The organism is Coxiella endosymbiont of Ornithodoros maritimus, assembly GCF_907164965.1.
Classification (GTDB): domain Bacteria; phylum Pseudomonadota; class Gammaproteobacteria; order Coxiellales; family Coxiellaceae; genus Coxiella.
In genome coordinates, this window is sequence record NZ_CAJRAM010000016.1 from 1 (window position 1) to 15777 (window position 15777).

A 15777-nucleotide genomic window follows, 5' to 3' on the forward strand; every position below is an offset into this window, starting at 1 on the left:
GACTCGGCCGTGAAGGTTTTGTATGCTTCAATTAATACAGCAGATGCCCCCGCGGGAGGACGACGGGTTTTTAAGTTTTTCACGCTTCACCACGGGTGGGTAATGATAGAGGCCCCTTGTGTTAAGAAGCTTTGAAAGGAACAAGGTGAATGAAAGAGAAGCATCAACTTTACAGCCATTAGGGGTTTATGCTTAAGTTGACGCCTAGGCGTCCCCGCGGGAATAACGAAGGCCTAAAAAGGGAGGCGGGAGTTTTACTACCTTTCTTGATTTAAACCGAGATAACTTTTTAAAGCACGATTAATTTTTGGGGAACTTAATGCGGCAAATCGTTTTAGATACGGAAACTACCGGCCTTGTGCCGGAAGAAGGCCACCGGGTGATCGAAATTGGCGCACTGGAAATGGTTAATCGTCGGTTGACTGGCAACCACTTGCATTTTTATATCAATCCTGAGCGCTCTATTGAGCGAGACACTATGGAAATTCACGGCATTACCGACAGTTTTTTGATTGATAAACCGCTTTTTAAAGATATTGCCACTGACCTCATTTCTTTCCTAAAAGGGGCGGAATTAATTATCCATAATGCTCCCTTTGACGTCGGTTTTCTCAATCACGAGCTAAAACTTACCGGCCAATCTTTTAAAGCGCTTACCCATTATTGTCAGGTCCTTGACACACTGACAATCGCGCGCCAGAAGCATCCGGGCCAGCACAATAACTTAGATGCGCTTTGTCGACGTTACCATGTCGATAATTCTAATCGCGATTACCATGGGGCCTTACTTGATGCAGAACTATTGGCTCAAGTCTATTTATTAATGACAGGTGGCCAAACGGTGCTATTTGAGCAACAAGGCTTTGCGGTAGCATCGCGATCAGCACCGGTTCGTCCGTTAGGTGCTGATCGCGACTCCTTGTTGGTAATTAGGGCTAATGCGACAGAGACAGAGGCGCATCAGGCTTTCTTACAACTACTCACGGAAAACGGCCTCTGTCTCTGGACCGATCAATAAGGCAATACGATGACCTTTGTTAGCGTTCGCATAAAATAGTGAGGGAGCCATGAATGGCGTTTCTTCCCGAAAAGAGCATACAATAAGGTATGGACGCCCCCCCTGTTGGCAGTGAGAGTCAACTTGAGACGCAACTAGCATCGCCTTTACGGGAAATTCTGAAACTTCCCACCGGTGTTTGACAAGGTCTGCTTAAGTTAGCGCAAAAAGCGGCGCCCCCGTTGGCTTTACCCGAAGCCACGAGGTATCCATCTGCATCGTAAGCGGCCCATCGTAATATGCGAGGGCTAAAAATAAAGACCCGCTCCCCTGGCGTGCGTATTTGGCTGGGTAATCGAGAGTAATCTTGAACCACTTTTGGGCATCAGCGATTAATTCATAGGGATTTTCATCTAAAAAAGCCGTATTGGGGCTCCTTTCCACAAAGTCTGCTGTGTCTTCGGGGTTATCTTGGTCCCCCAGTGTTAACGCATAAGTATAAGCGGGGTCGTCAAGCGTATCGTCGGCAATCGCCGCCGTGCCTTCCTAGAGAAACACGGTGGTAATAGCGGTTATAAGTAGTGATTCCATGGGTCGTTCCTTTATTCAAAAGTGAAAAACACTGCCTGTATTAAAAAACTATAGTATCGAAGCAGGGCAAAAACCAATTTTTGATCAAAAAATGTCTAGTCGTCAAAGTTTGTTAGGACAACGAAAAGCGGACAGTAATTGCCCTGAATAAAAAAGGGGTATGGGGTTGTTGGCAATAAGTTGGTAACGGGCTGTATTTCCTTCTAAGCTTAGAGATAAATGAAATATTTTGGGGTCATTGGTTGCTTCCAAATGGGTTAAGTTAAGCAAGCGTAGCCAAGTCCACGGCCCCGTTAAAGTTTTAGCGGTTTTGTTGAGAGACAATGTATCAAATTGGAAGGTAACAAAGTCACCGTCGGGACCGGGCCAGGTAGCTTTTAGCGGGGATTTGATGCCAGGCTCAAAATAGTATCTGTCCGCCGATGTTTAAGGCAAAACGACTCACATTAGGAGACAAGCTAATCGCCGTTAACGTGAACTTGAGAGTAGGAGTTTCTCGGTTATCGGCGTAAAACATTTTTTGAATCATAGAAGCCCGCGTTAGCATATCCAGTTTTGTTTGCAGAATAGGTAGCGTTTCGCCATCTACCCCCTTCCAAGTCCAATAAGCTTGAGTAGTATCCACAAAGGGCTGAAGATAATGGTTAAAAAATACCTCAACAGCGCCATTAGGGCCAAAAAAAATGATTAAAATCATTAATCGAAATATCTGGTGAGGAGTTTTTAAAAACAGGAAAACGGTTGAGAATGTGATCGTTGTATTCAGGTATTACGTAGGAAGCCCACGCGGTATTTATATACTGGCGCGATTCGGCTAATATTATTTTCCAAACGTTTTGTGAAAGGGCGATCGTCCACTGATTAATTACGGAAGGTGCGCTTTGGACGGCTTTCTCTAAAACCAAAAGAGGGTTTGCGCTGCTATGTTACATTCGATTAACGGCGCTATCATAAGCTGCTTTAATAGGATTGGTCGCATTAACGATATTCTGTACGAATTCACTAAGCGATTTCGAATTTTTTGTAAAGTATTCCGGTTCTGATTATTCGCGAGATAATGGGCGAGTTCATCTTGAGTTGGAGAAGCGTTGACTATTTTGTTTAATAAAAGCCAAAAAGCCGATTTCGGATCAGCTAGCAATTTAAGGTTATTGAGGCTTTTGCTTAGCGTCATCGGCGTTTTCACAGTTACTTGTGCTAAACTCGTTTGCCAGGCCGAAAGAAAATCCTTTATATGAATTTCTCTAATTTTCTTTATCAAAGTCTTTACTTCATCGGCAGTTAAGGGGTTTTCCCCAACAGACCCCATAACCCAATCACCGTGATTAAGGAGATGTACAAGTTGAGGGATTTGTTTATTATAAATTTCGTTGAAATGATCGGGATCATAGAAAGCGGGAATTTTTACTGCAGAAAAATCCGTCCCGGGAAAATTAAAAACGACAGGCGCGTGTTGGTATTGATTTTGTAACATAGCAAATACGAGTTGCGACAATGATTGTTTTTGTAAAACAGCTTGCGCTTTTAAAATAATATTTTCATCGGCCGGCCAACTTACTTGATGCAGTTGTAATAAGTAGCTTAAGTGAGACATTAATTTCTGTTATTCATTAGGGTATTTTTCCCTCCAATATTGAGAAAACCAATTTTTAACAACGGCGTCATTTCGGTGGGAAGGCTCGGTTAACATTAAATAGGTTTGTAGCGATTGATACAAAGCTAATTCATTTTTATCGATATTGTTTTGAATCTATTTTGTAACTATTTCGTCAAGGAAAAGTACAAAATTATTCCGTATCAGTTGGGTATATGTGCTTTGAAGTTGTTGGTGAAGATTTTTGGCTTGATTAAAGCCAATTTCCCAAATAGATAAGCTGTCATTTTTCCACGCAGTCAATGCAGTTTGAATTCGATTCAGTCGAGAAAGCCAATCTGTGTCGTTTGGTAATTCGTGCAAATAAGTTTGCGCAGTATTTAACACTTTTATATTTTGTCGATAACTGTAAAGCGCTTAAAATTATAATGAAAGCCACTGGATAAATGATAAACAGAGGTCGGCAACCACCAGCCGATTCAGCAGTTAATTTAGGCGGATTCTCAATCAGTTTCTTAAAGAAAGTTTGAATGAAATAGGGTTTTTGGCAATTGAGACGGGTGAATTTTAATCTCGGAAAGCGCAAATGATTTGGTGACAGGTTGTGTGAGGAAATTAACGGGGGAATCGCTTTGCTGACTACTGGTGAAATAAACGTTCAGAAATGCGGTTAATAAAGGCAATGGAACGTTCTTTGATAAGCTCATGGAAAGCAAGGTTGCCCTCGTTGCGTAAACTAAAGCCCAACAATTGTTCTCGATCCTCGGATTCAAGATCACTAAAAAAAATGGATAAACCCATCAAGGCGATCGCACTGAGTGATAACGACTATGAGGGGAATAGAGCCTAAGGCCAGCAAGGTTTGTAACTGAGGAGCGATGTTGTCGGCCAACGCGTCAAGTTCACCGGAAGCTTTCGAAAGGGTCAAGTAATTGATTGTCAAAATAATCGCATTAAAAAGGGATTTTCGTCTTTTCCGTTTGAGTATCCTTAGAAAGGATTCCCATAATAATTGATTTTTCTCATCGCCTTACGTTGCAAGGCAATATTTGCCGGCGGGATCGACGAAGACGCCTTCGCTGCAAATCCACCAATCGATAGTCTGCGTATTTTTAATCGTTTTTAATGACTGTTGATGAGGGGAAATTAAATCTAGCCCGAACGTGACAGTAAGATCGTTTTTCCTGAATTTTTAGGGCCAAAAAGTAGGAACCACAGTACTTTCTTCCCACACAGCTGCCCGCGAACTTTTTTAATCGCCAAACGCGCTGTTTTTATTCGTTCTTGCAATTGGTTAATTAACGGCAAAACCGGATCAAATTTGGGTAGTCTCTTATTACGTCTTATAGTAAATTTCATGATATCGCTTTGCTAATAGTAGCCGGAGTCATATCTTTTAAAATTTGCTGGATGGGCGATGCCACTTTTTTAAGGCGGAAATGGTACGGCAAACAGATGCTGACTAAAATGAGTGCTGTTACACCAAGCGTTACCCATACCGAGGGCAATCGAGAAATCCAATTTTTGGGAACGGGTTTCTCAGAACTGGAAATAAACAAACAGTTGGAGGATTCGCCGCGTTCCTCACGAATTAAATAGTACAGCTTATCGACAACCAGCTCCAGCTCCTGGCCACTTTTCTCGTTATATTTCCCTTTATGCCCTAAACTCAAACAAAGATAGCCTAATTCTAAAAGATCAATATGAAGATCCGCATCTTCGGCACTTCGTTCGAGAATAATAAAGAAGCGCTCACCGCCTCAGGATTCATCCTGGAAAGTTTTCAATAGTCCCAGATGCTGCCATTCGCTGTTTTCCCCCACGCGGTACACAAAATAATTTCATCGATTAATGCACAAAGGAAATAACGCGCGGCTAAGATGACGGGTGATCGGTAGCCTAAGGAATGGGCTTTTTCTTCAAAGAGTTTTATTTCGAAGGATAGAGATTCGTATAGTTTAGTCAAGTTAGGAGACTGGTTTTGATCACGTAATTGTGTTGCAATGGCGAGCAAAGGCGCACAGGCTGTGCCGCCAGAGGATTAATCGCGATAGATATGTCAAAGACACTGTGTGCCTTTCTGCCTCTTACAGTCTCAAGAGGGGAGTTGGTGAGGATTTCTTTTGTCATTACGGCGTGTTATACCTGCAATAAATTTGACCATCTACATTCTTCAAGCCCTGGCCTCGAAGGTGCGTTAACTCCCTCTACGCAGCCGCAAGGGAACACTATATCACTTGATCCTTCTTTAACTTAATAATATTTTGAACCTTTCCAAGGAATACCCACCAGGAGGTAAGACTGATCCCCGGAATGCCCTAGATGTCTGACTCTCCGTTCATACCGCCGCAAATTGAGCTTCAATATCGTCAAATTGATTTCGATTGCTCTTTAACCTTTATTCAAATTTGGTTGGCTAATGATCCATTAGAATCCCATTTTTTGAATTGGTTTTTTGTCAATACCGACATCGCTGAAGGTTACTGGATGCGGACGATGCGGGGGATTTTACCGCAATTGAAAGATGCCTCGTTGCTCGCCAACGCAAAATGCCTGATCAAGCAGGAAGGTAGTCATCGCTGGCTGGCACCATAAGCTCAACGAAGCATTAACAGCCTGGGCTATGCTCGCATCCCTTTGATGATCAAAAAACAATACGACGAATTTTTTCCGTTGTTAGAGCCTGGCCGTGACCTAAAGGTTGCTTTGCGTACCTCCTGTTTATTGGAAAACCTGTCTGCTTATGCGCTGCGACGGTTTTTAATCAAGCTAAAAAAAAGATTATAAAAATATCGACCCCATGATGGCCTATCTGTTTGGTTATCATGTGGCCGAAGAATTAGAACACAAAAGTGTTTGTTTCGATTGTTATACGGAAGTTTATGGTTGCATGCCAACGGAAGAGCCTAAGCACGCTTCCGAATGGCGATTGTTTAATGAGAAGCTTATGGAAAATCTAACAGAGAGTATTTTGTATTTCATGATGATTAATCAGTTAAAAAGAGGCGAAAGAGTGGAACGAGATAAAGAAAAGTTACGCAAACAAATTTTTGGGTCTAATGGAATTTTTCCCAGAGAGAGCGGTTATGAATCTTATGGGAAACCAGGATTTCATCCCTGGTATATCGACGACCTCCCTTTTGTGCAACGCCGGGATAATGATTGGGCTCCTTATTTTCGTCAGGTTTTATCATGAAAAATCAAATTAAGCATCGTATAAAAACGATTATCTCAGCGCAATCACAAATTCCCATTGAGAATATTCACGATGATTCTAAATTTCATGCAAACTTAGGTTTCGATTCTTTAGATGTGGTGAATTTAATTAGCGCTATAAATATGGAACTTTCATTAAATTTGATGGAGAACGATATTATTCATTTAGAAACCGTTGCTGAATTGGTGGACTGTGTCGAACAAAAAATTGAAAATAAGTCAGCTTAATTACGTTTCCTGTTTGCAGCAGCGATCACTTGAGAAACCCAATGCCGTTGCTTATCGTATCGTTGATAGCTAAGGTGCGACAAAGCAGGAAATCAGCTATTTCGAATTAAATGAAAAAGCGCGACACTTAGAGCAATTATTGAGTCAAACGGCAGCCCCGGGCGATCGTGCTATTTTAGTTTATGATATCGACACCCATTTTATTATTGCGTTATTCGCTTGCTTATATGCTGGAATTATTGCTGTACCGGCGTGTCCACCAACTTAAATACAGAGTCGTGTGAATGTTACCGCTTATCGGCTTAAAAATATTATATTGGATTCAGAGCCAGCTTTATTATTAACGACACAAAAATTCCTTCAATTCTTGCCAGGAGAAAAAGGACAATTCAATAAACTTGCTACAGATCAAATGAATTTGACTCGCAACACGCCTGATTTAATTCCTAAATATTCTGAAATCGCCTTATTGCAATACACATCGGGATCAACCAGAAGTCCCAAAGGTGTAATGATTACGCATGCAAATATTTTTAATAACGTCAGTAACATTCTTAATTTAGAAAAACCGGGATTTTTGCAGTCGGTGGTCAGTTGGTTGCCATTGACGCATGACATGGGGATCGTGGCCGCTATTCTTTTGCCTTTATTTGAGGGCATTACCAGCGTGTTATTGTCACCACTGGATTTTTTACGCCGTCCTATCATCTGGCTTGAGCTTATTTCTAAGCTGCCTGATGTTATTAGCGGCGGTCCAAATTTTGCCTATGAATTACGTTATCAACGAATTAATGAAGTGCAATTGCGAACCCTCAACTTAAGCCGTTGGCGCGTGGCATTTGCTGGTTCGGAAATGAATCATTTAAAAACTTACCAACAATTTCTACAAAAATTTTCGACTTTTGCTTTGATGAGAAAGCTTTTTATCCTTCTTATGGTTTGGCCGAATCGACCGTGTATGCCATGGGAGGCGTGTAAATGCGCCTGTGCTTATCGATCAATCCTTGTTAAGCATCGGACACTGTTTCAAGGACCACGAGCTTTTAATTGTGAACCCAAACTCCAGCCAAGTTTTATCCGAAGGGGTGATCGGCGAGATTTGGTTAAAAGGCCCGAGCGTGGCGAAAGGCTATTAAAAAATAAAGTATTAACAGAAAGCGTTTTTAACGCTTATACCCATGAAGAGAAGGGCCCTTATTTGCACACTGGTGACTTGGGATTCATCCGCGACGGAGAATTATTTTTTTACGGCCGGTTAAAAGATATAATCATTATTCGGGGTAAAACTTATTCCCCGGAGGACATCGAATGGGCCGTTGTTCAAAGTGACGAAAATATTAGAACTGCGAGTGCGGCTGCTTTTTCAATTTTACAGGATGACCAGGAAAAATTAATTATCGTCTCTGAAATTAAAGGTTCTAAAACGGAAAACGAATGGCGTTCTATTTTCGAGAATATTCGCGAATGTGTCAGTAAAAATTTCGCGATTAAAATTCACGAAATAGTTTGCATTCGCGCAAAAACGTTTCCCAAAACCGTTAACGGAAAAATACAACGCCAAATCTGTCGATCCACCTATCTCGATAACCAACTGGCACAATTGGCTCGTTCTGATCGTTTGGATCGAATTGAGATTAAATAGTGTCATCGACTTGTGTTTTGATATACGCAGACCTCAGTGAACAATGGCAATTCCGATATTTCGCTGCACTTCATACGGACTACTTCTGGGCTGGATTTACAGCAAAGGTCCATCGAAAAAAATTAAGAAATTGCCCGATGTCCAATATCGTGACGGTAATAACAGTTCGACCAAGTAATTAATTGGGTCGCTTGATAAGCTTTTTGTTGTGCTTCACGCAAATCCTTGCCTAATGCGGTGACGCCAAGCACGCGGCCGCCGTCGGTAACAACCTGATGATTAATTTCTTGTGTGCCAGCATGAAAGACTTTTAGGTCTGGGAGAGACAATTGATCGAGCCCTTGAATAATATCGCCTTTTTGACATTGCGCGGGATATCCTCCCGCAGCAAGCACCACCGTTAGTGCAGCGCGACTGTCCCATACACTTTGTGTTTGATTTAATCGGCCGGAAAGCGCCAATAAAATTAATTCGATTAAATCGGAACATAAGCGCATCATGAGCGGTTGGGTTTCAGGATCGCCTAAGCGCACATTAAATTCTAGTACCTTGGGCTCGTTATTTGACGTGATCATGATTCCCGCATATAAAAACCCTCTATAAAGAATGCCCTCTGATCTTAAACCGCTTACGGTGGGCTGCATAATAGTCGTCATGATCTTTTCTTGTAAAGCATCGGAAAGCTGAGGAACGGGTGAATAAGCACCCATGCCACCTGTGTTTGGACCGCGGTCCCCATCATCTCGTCGTTTATGATCTTGGGAACCCGCGAGTGGTAAAATATGTTCGCCATCCACCATTGCGATAAAACTTAATTCTTCGCCCGTTAAAAATTCTTCGATTACAATTTCTGCACCGGCATTTCCAAATTGTTTTTCTTCCATCATCGCAATAACGGTTTCTTTAGCTTCTTGCAATGATTGTGGAATAACAACACCTTTTCCTGCCGCAAGACCGCTTGCTTTTATTACAATTGGAAAAGATTGTTGTTCAAGGTAGGAGAAAGCATCGCTCGTATTTCTAAATGTTTCAAAGCGAGGGGTTGGAATACCGTGACGGCGCATAAATGTTTTGCAAAAATTTTTAGAAGTTTCTAATTGGGCAGCAGCTTGGGTGGGGCCAAAAACAGTTAAATTTTCGTGTTGAAAATGATCAACAATACCAGCCGCTAGTGGAATCTCAGGACCCACGAGCGTTAAATTAATTTGATTTTTTTTGGCAAAGGCGATCAAGCTCTTAATGTCAGTGACGCCGATGGAAATATTTTGCGTTTTAAGCTCTCGAGCCGTCCCGGCATTTCCGGGAGCCACCCAGATTTTTTCTACTCGAAGCGATTGAGCTACCTTCCATGCTAAGGCGTGTTCACGACCGCCATTACCAATTATAAGTATATTCATAGTGGTGAGATTATAACATTTTTCAGCGACACCTAATAATATATTTTTGAGTTAATCATCGATAAAATTTAAGATTTCCTTAATAATGGAAAATATACTACATGAAATTTTTTTCGAAAAAATTGAAAAATATAATGAGAATATTATTTAACTTTGATGAACAGCTAGCTGCTAATGTTACTCTAATTTCATAGAAATTTCCCACTAATAAAGCTATTAGCAGGAGTAGATCAAGAAAAAATGACGAGAAAAAAATAGTTTGCTAAAAGCATTTTTAGCTACGTTGAATAATACTGACGATCCGCTGCTACCCACTATTTTAATAATCCCGAAGACCGGATGATATTTGACCTTCTAAAACATGAACAAATGGCAGATGATATAGTAGGGGAATTTATGGTTCCCACTGATTCTAAAGAGAATCTAAAATCGTGGTGGAAGTTTAAAGAGTCGTTGGAACGGTTTGTTTTTTTGTTGTGTCGTTATGGTGATCGTGATTTTGGACACGAAGGAGTTAAATCATTCGTAAATTCAATTAACGATGATTTAAACTGTTTAAATTGTTGCGGTTTTGGCAAGTTAGGTGAATTAAACGATATACAACGAATAATAGACCGTTTGTTATTCGATGATTCTGCCACTTTATCATTCACTGAAGAATTACAAAAAAGTTAAAAGCTACCATTGAAGAAATTCAAACGATTTTAGATAAATATTTTGGGTTCTCTAAAAATTTACAATTCCACTGGCGGGATATGGTTTATTTTTTGGCCGAAAAAATTCTGCCATTACAGCTTTCATTCTCTCTTTCTGAACTCAATTTATTTTTGTTACCCTTTTATCGAGAATTGGATACAACTGAAACTGATATAAATCGACGGCCACTTGAGTACGCGAGGCATTTATTTTAGTCTTTATTCAGTTTAAATAACGAGGCTTCGGAAATTTTAATATTTATAAAAAAATTGTGTATAAAAGCTTAAAAGAGAGTCTTGAGGATTATCGGGGAGAAAAATCAAGTTATAGCAATTTTCTGAAAAAGGTAAAAGCGATTGTTGGTAATGCTGATATATGTCACTTTTTAATAAAGTGATGATAACAATTATGATAGATTGGCAGTGGAACAACATGAAGTTTTACTAGAAGAAATTGAGGAAATAGACAACACAAAAGGTTATCCCTATCTTGAACTGTTCCGTAGCGTATTTTTTTATAAACTTCCTTCTGAAGAGTCTATGGCAGTTACGTTAGAGAAATCTCTTGAGGATTTTATTTTTAATAAAAATAACGATGCATTGAGATATATTTATTTTTTTGTGTTTGACTCTCGATGGATTGGCTGTTTTATATCGATGCTTGGAAAAAAGCGTCTGAGTTTCAATATAATGCCGTTGAAAGAATGGTTAATTTTTTTAATCTTAAGCAACGTAATTGGTATTTATTGCATTATTTGATTTGTTTTCCAGAGGTATAAGAATTTTTACAATAGATGTTTAACAAACTCTCGGAAATACAAAACGATCGCTTCGAAGAATTGATTCGATCATTTTTTCAGCCCTTATCCGCAGGCGTTTTGCCGAACATATTAAGTTTTCTATTCCTAGATAAAATTCGAAGGTGAGGTAAATGGGGGAAGAATTTTTAATCGAATTAAGGATTTCGTAAAAACCAAATGCGCTAAGTCCAATCCAGATTGGATAATTATAAATGAGTTCTTTGATGCGCTCTGTCACCTATTCCCTACAGTAGCAGGTGAATTGTCGGGCAGCACTTTATTGACTGGATTGCTCCTTCAAGCATCTGAAGTGTTACTCGATTTATTGCTTGAATTATTAGAGATGGGCAATATACGCGATATTGAGAGAAAGCTTCACATAGCGGATAGCTTAGTCAATAGACGTGTTTTAAAGTTAATCATAGCTCAAAAAGAAGATGGACGAGCTTACGGCATGCAGTATTTATTTGAAAATTTAACAATAGAGCAACTGAAAAAGTTCATGACTTTGTGGACACAGAAGCCCGAAATACCTTCTTTTTTTATTTTTTATGTAAGATAGATAAATTAACATGGGCTCCTCCAGGAGAATTATTAGCGCGGATTGAGTAGTTTGCTGCAGTTTATAACGCGGACGAACAGTTGAAATTTCTACTCTCAAAGCAATTAGTATCTAGCAATTCTAATGGTGACATTAAAATCTGGATGTGCTTATTCCGAAAGGAAGCAATTTGTGAGCGTTTGGAGAGCCTTATTAAAACTCTTAATGGTTGGGATATCCCTTTAATTTTATTAAAATTGCGAATTAATACGGACTTGGGGGAAATGAGATTAATTTTTTAGCATATTTATGCAGTAGTGAGGATGGCAGAGCGCTATTGTACAGTCAATATCTGACAGAGGGGGTCCGATTATTGATGGTTTACTTTCATTTGCATTCGAACCAATCGAAACTTTGCCTGCATTCATAGCAGCTACAAATTATTTGAAAAATTTGAAAAAACAGACGACTTTGGATCGCCATCTTTGGATGGAGCTTTGTACCGGTGAAGATGCACTACGGTTTTTTTCTTTTTCTTTACTCAATCTTCTGATCCCCAGGAAACGGAAAAATTTAGAAAGGAAATTGCTAATGAACTATTTTCTTCTAATTGGGTCTTTCGCCCCTGTATATTTTATGCAGGACAAACGTTGTTATTTAATGCTAAAAGCGATTTGTTAAATCGAGTTTCAAGAGAACTTGAGAATCAGAATAAACTAACGACCTGTCTGCTCACCTCCGTACTTGAAAAGTCTGAGGAGTTGCTGTTAGAACATTTGAATGAAGAAAGTATTAAATGGATTATCTGTTTCAAAAATATTTTGTCGGACTTGCTGAAAGATAGAGTGGGTAGACGAATACTGCTGGAGTCAAAAAATAATTTATTTAATTGCTATTGGAATGCTTTTTCTGAGGTGGAGAAGAAAATTATTAGGATTGTGGTAAAGGAAGTTAGATCGGAAGAAATTAAAAAAAGATCCAATGCCTCACCCACAGCGTTTAAGTATATTTTATAACCCTGATGATTCAGAAGAATCCGATACCGATACCCATTAACTATTGTACCAATTGCAACCCAGATAAAATTCAGATATCCTTTCTGAAGTTTCTGAAGCTCTCGGGGAGCGAAAGCTGAGACGATCTAGAAGTTCGAAGATCGGACCCGTTGAACCTGAACAAGATAATGCTTGCGAAGGGAAGAGGGGGGCGCGGCTTGCACCGTACTTTCCTTCTGTCTGTTTTATTTAAGGAGAGTGCTGTGATTGCTTATCCTGCTTCCAAAAAGATTTATTGCCAAGGCAAGATTTTTCCCACTATTCGCGTAGGAATGCGTGAAATTCAATTGACGAATGCTGATTCGCTAACGCTTTACGATACTTCAGGCCCGTATTCTGACCCGAATATCTCTATCAAATTGCCGCAGGGTCTTCCCTGTTTGCGCGCGCCTTGGATTAAGGTGCGCCCGAGGAAAACGCAATTAGCTTTCGCAAAAGAAGGCGTTATTACGCCAGAAATGGAATACGCGGCGATTCGTGAAAATCAAAAAAGAGAGTTGAAGAAAAACATAGATCAAGAACGCGAGTGTCGTTTGCAAGGAAATCCGTTGGGTGCACGAATTCCTAACCCAATTACACCGGAATTTATTCGAGATGAAATCGCGTGCGGTCGTGCCATCTTGCCTGCGAATATTAATCATCCCGAAAGCGAGCCCATGATTATTGGCCGCCATTTTTTAGTTAAAGTGAATGCGAATATTGGGAACTCGTCGCTTACGTCATCTGTGGAAGAAGAAGTTGAAAAATTAATTTGGGCGTTGCGTTGGGGTGCAGATACGGTGATGGATTTATCGACGGGAAAAAAAATCAAAGAAATTCGTGAAACAATTCTTCGCCATTCTCCAGTACCTATCGGTACCGTGCCGTTGTATGAAGCGTTGGAAAAGGTGGATGGAGATGTAAAATCCTTAACTTGGAAAATTTTCCGCGACACCTTAATTTCGCAAGCTGAACAAGGAGTTGATTATTTCACGATTCATGCAGGTGTTTTAAATCGTTTTATTCCATTGACCCAAAAACGTGTCACGGGAATTGTTTCTCGCGGCGGCTCTCTCATGGCCAAATGGTGTCTTCTGCACCGAGAGGAGAATTTTCTTTATACGCATTTTAATGAGATTTGTGAAATTATGCGTGCTTATGATGTGAGTTTTTCGCTAGGGGACGGGTTGCGCCCGGGCTCTATTGCTGACGCCAATGATGAAGCACAATTTGCAGAATTGAAAATTCAAGGCGAATTAAATCGCATCGCGTGGAAATACGGTGTGCAGGTGATGAATGAAGGACCAGGGCATATCCCTCTAAACCTCATCGAAGAAAATATGACGAAACAATTGGCTTATTGTCGGGAGGCGCCATTTTATACTCTGGGACCATTAACTACCGATATTGCGCCTGGTTATGATCATATCGGTAGCGCTATTGGCGCTGCTTTTATCGCTTGGCAAGGTTGCGCGCTCTTGTGCTATGTCACGCCGAAAGAACATTTGGGTTTGCCGAATAAACAAGACGTCAAAGAAGGGTTGATTGCTTATAAAATTGCGGCCCATGCGGCAGATTTGGCAAAAGGACACCCAGCAGCTCGAGAGCGAGATGATTTATTATCGCAAGCGCGGTTTGAATTCCGCTGGCACGATCAATTTAATTTAGCGTTAGACTCTGAAACAGCGCGCCTTTTTCATGATGAAACTTTGCCAAAAGAGGCTGCTAAACATGCTCATTTTTGTTCATTGTGCGGCCCTAAATTTTGTGCTTATAAAACGAGCCACGAAGTTAGGGACACCTTACAAAAGGTAACGTGATGGAAATGAAAGTAGGCATTGCGGGAGCAGGATTACTGGGGCGTTTATTAGCTTGGCAATTAAGTAAAGCGGGCTGGGGGGTTACGCTATTTGATAAAGATGATAAAAGTGGTCGAAAGAGCACGGCCTACGCAGCGGCTGGGATGCTGTCACCCGTGGCTGAATGTGAAATAGCAGAGCAGATAATTTTTAATTTAGGAAATTATTCATTAAGGAAATGGCCACTGTGGTTATCATCATTGAACCAACCTGTTTATTTTAAACAAAATGGAAGTATTGTAATTTCGCATTCACACGATGAAGTGGAAAAAGAGCGCTGGTTGAAAAAAATAAGTTGTAAAATAAAAGATTTCTCTCTTGAAAAGTTATCATCTTCTGCGCTCCAACGATTGGAGCCCGAATTAAATTTTGATGAAGGATATTATTTGCCGCAGGAAGCACACCTAGATTCACGTGCACTTATGCAGGCATTAGAAAAAGAATTAAACGTGGAATGGTATTCGAAAACCTTTGTGGATAACGTGGTTCCTTACCGTATCTTAACGAAAGAAAAATCATACCAATTTGATTGCATATTCGATTGTCGTGGCGTAGGCGCGGGGAAAATGTTTTCCGATTTGCGTTCGGTACGTGGTGAGTTAATTTATTTGCATGCACCCGATGTGCATTTAAATCGTCCGATTCGATTACTTCATCCTCGTTATCGACTTTATATTGTTCCTCGTGCGCATCATATTTATCTTATTGGCGCGAGTGAAATTGAGTCCAATGATATTTCACCAATTTCGGTGCGCACGTGTTTGGAATTATTATCGGCAGTTTATAGTGTACACCCTGGATTTTCAGAAGCGCGGATCATTGAAACTATTACCGCCTTACGCCCGACGTTACCGGATAATTTGCCTCGTATACACTATCAGCCTGGATTAATTGCTATTAACGGATTATACCGCCACGGTTTTTTAATAGCACCAGCGTTAATTGATGAAGTTATTCACAATCTCTCAAGAGGTATTAAATGATCGACATCTATTTAAATGGGAAATTAATTTCTCTTGCTGAAAAAATGTCATTAAAGAAATTGATGGAGGAGCAAGGTGTTGTCATGGGAACCGTCGTCGTTGCAGTGAATGAAACCGTAATTCCGCGAATTAATTACGAAAAGATTATTATTCAGCCTGGAGATCGAATTGAAATCATCACGGCCATGTGTGGAGGATGA

15 protein-coding genes, 6 pseudogenes and 1 riboswitch are annotated in these 15777 nt (G+C 40.4%); of the genes and pseudogenes, 12 read left to right on the top strand and 9 right to left on the bottom strand.

Annotated features, from left to right (window positions below; all coding sequences use genetic code 11):
• Positions 1-307: 307 nt before the first annotated feature.
• Entirely contained in the window at positions 308-1018 is a 711-nt protein-coding gene (dnaQ, locus tag OWO34_RS01370; protein ID WP_267256296.1) for a DNA polymerase III subunit epsilon, read from the top strand.
• Here dnaQ and OWO34_RS01375 read toward each other — a convergent pair.
• A pseudogene (locus OWO34_RS01375) lies at positions 1012-1528 on the bottom strand (L,D-transpeptidase). The gene dnaQ and the pseudogene OWO34_RS01375 overlap by 7 nt on opposite strands.
• Positions 1529-1578: 50 nt before the next feature.
• Here OWO34_RS01375 and OWO34_RS09665 point away from each other — a divergent pair.
• Positions 1579-1704: pseudogene (locus OWO34_RS09665) on the top strand (hypothetical protein).
• Here OWO34_RS09665 and OWO34_RS09670 read toward each other — a convergent pair.
• The 7 genes and pseudogenes from OWO34_RS09670 to icmH form a co-directional block, all read right to left on the bottom strand.
• A complete protein-coding gene (locus OWO34_RS09670) occupies positions 1691-1981 on the bottom strand; it encodes a type VI secretion IcmF C-terminal domain-containing protein (RefSeq protein ID WP_407647513.1) in 291 nt (96 codons plus the stop codon). The pseudogene OWO34_RS09665 and the gene OWO34_RS09670 overlap by 14 nt on opposite strands.
• A 7-nt stretch (positions 1982-1988) precedes the next feature.
• Complete coding sequence (locus OWO34_RS01380; RefSeq protein ID WP_267256297.1) at positions 1989-2285, bottom strand: hypothetical protein; 297 nt, start codon at positions 2283-2285, stop codon at positions 1989-1991.
• Between the two features lie 198 nt (positions 2286-2483).
• A pseudogene (locus OWO34_RS01385) lies at positions 2484-3338 on the bottom strand (ImcF-related family protein).
• Positions 3339-3821: 483 nt separating this feature from the next.
• Positions 3822-3983 carry a hypothetical protein gene (locus OWO34_RS01390; RefSeq protein WP_267256298.1) on the bottom strand — a complete coding sequence of 54 codons (162 nt, stop codon included), beginning with the start codon at positions 3981-3983 and terminating at the stop codon, positions 3822-3824.
• A complete protein-coding gene (locus OWO34_RS09675; RefSeq protein ID WP_407647514.1) occupies positions 3961-4170 on the bottom strand; it encodes a type VI secretion protein IcmF/TssM N-terminal domain-containing protein in 210 nt (69 codons plus the stop codon). Before OWO34_RS09675 ends, OWO34_RS01390 begins: the two co-directional genes overlap by 23 nt.
• Before the next feature lie 164 nt (positions 4171-4334).
• On the bottom strand, positions 4335-4541 hold the full coding sequence (locus OWO34_RS01395) for a hypothetical protein (protein ID WP_267256299.1): 207 nt from the start codon (positions 4539-4541) through the stop codon (positions 4335-4337).
• A pseudogene (gene icmH / locus OWO34_RS01400) lies at positions 4538-5312 on the bottom strand (type IVB secretion system protein IcmH/DotU). Before icmH ends, OWO34_RS01395 begins: the two are co-directional and overlap by 4 nt.
• A 192-nt stretch (positions 5313-5504) precedes the next feature.
• Between icmH and OWO34_RS01405 the strand changes: the two are divergent.
• The 3 genes and pseudogenes from OWO34_RS01405 (at position 5505) to OWO34_RS09460 (ending at position 8268) form a co-directional block, all read left to right on the top strand.
• Positions 5505-6378, top strand: a pseudogene (locus tag OWO34_RS01405) (metal-dependent hydrolase).
• Positions 6375-6626, top strand: a complete 252-nt coding sequence (locus OWO34_RS01410) for an acyl carrier protein (RefSeq protein ID WP_267256300.1) — start codon at positions 6375-6377, stop codon at positions 6624-6626. The pseudogene OWO34_RS01405 and the gene OWO34_RS01410 overlap by 4 nt, the downstream one beginning before the upstream one ends.
• 13 nt (positions 6627-6639) lie before the next feature.
• Positions 6640-8268, top strand: a pseudogene (locus OWO34_RS09460) (fatty acyl-AMP ligase).
• 122 nt (positions 8269-8390) lie between these two features.
• Here OWO34_RS09460 and purD read toward each other — a convergent pair.
• Entirely contained in the window at positions 8391-9665 is a 1275-nt protein-coding gene (purD, locus tag OWO34_RS01425; RefSeq protein ID WP_267256301.1) for a phosphoribosylamine--glycine ligase, read from the bottom strand.
• A 369-nt stretch (positions 9666-10034) separates the two neighbouring features.
• On the opposite strand from purD, the gene OWO34_RS01430 reads away from it, so the two are divergent.
• The 7 genes from OWO34_RS01430 (at position 10035) to thiS (ending at position 15777) form a co-directional block, all read left to right on the top strand.
• Complete coding sequence (locus OWO34_RS01430; RefSeq protein ID WP_267256302.1) at positions 10035-10340, top strand: hypothetical protein; 306 nt, start codon at positions 10035-10037, stop codon at positions 10338-10340.
• 443 nt (positions 10341-10783) lie between these two features.
• On the top strand, positions 10784-11119 hold the full coding sequence (locus OWO34_RS01435) for a hypothetical protein (RefSeq protein ID WP_267256303.1): 336 nt from the start codon (positions 10784-10786) through the stop codon (positions 11117-11119).
• Positions 11120-11422: 303 nt separating this feature from the next.
• Positions 11423-11722, top strand: coding sequence for a hypothetical protein (locus tag OWO34_RS01440; protein ID WP_267256304.1), 300 nt, complete (start codon positions 11423-11425; stop codon positions 11720-11722).
• 653 nt (positions 11723-12375) lie between these two features.
• Positions 12376-12717 carry a hypothetical protein gene (locus OWO34_RS01445; protein WP_267256305.1) on the top strand — a complete coding sequence of 114 codons (342 nt, stop codon included), beginning with the start codon at positions 12376-12378 and terminating at the stop codon, positions 12715-12717.
• Positions 12718-12809: 92 nt separating this feature from the next.
• Positions 12810-12916: riboswitch (TPP riboswitch) on the top strand.
• Complete coding sequence (thiC, locus tag OWO34_RS01450) at positions 12885-14555, top strand: phosphomethylpyrimidine synthase ThiC (protein WP_267256306.1); 1671 nt, start codon at positions 12885-12887, stop codon at positions 14553-14555. It overlaps the preceding riboswitch by 32 nt.
• On the top strand, positions 14555-15577 hold the full coding sequence (gene thiO, locus OWO34_RS01455; RefSeq protein WP_267256316.1) for a glycine oxidase ThiO: 1023 nt from the start codon (positions 14555-14557) through the stop codon (positions 15575-15577). Before thiC ends, thiO begins: the two co-directional genes overlap by 1 nt.
• Positions 15574-15777, top strand: a complete 204-nt coding sequence (thiS, locus tag OWO34_RS01460) for a sulfur carrier protein ThiS (protein ID WP_267256307.1) — start codon at positions 15574-15576, stop codon at positions 15775-15777. Before thiO ends, thiS begins: the two co-directional genes overlap by 4 nt.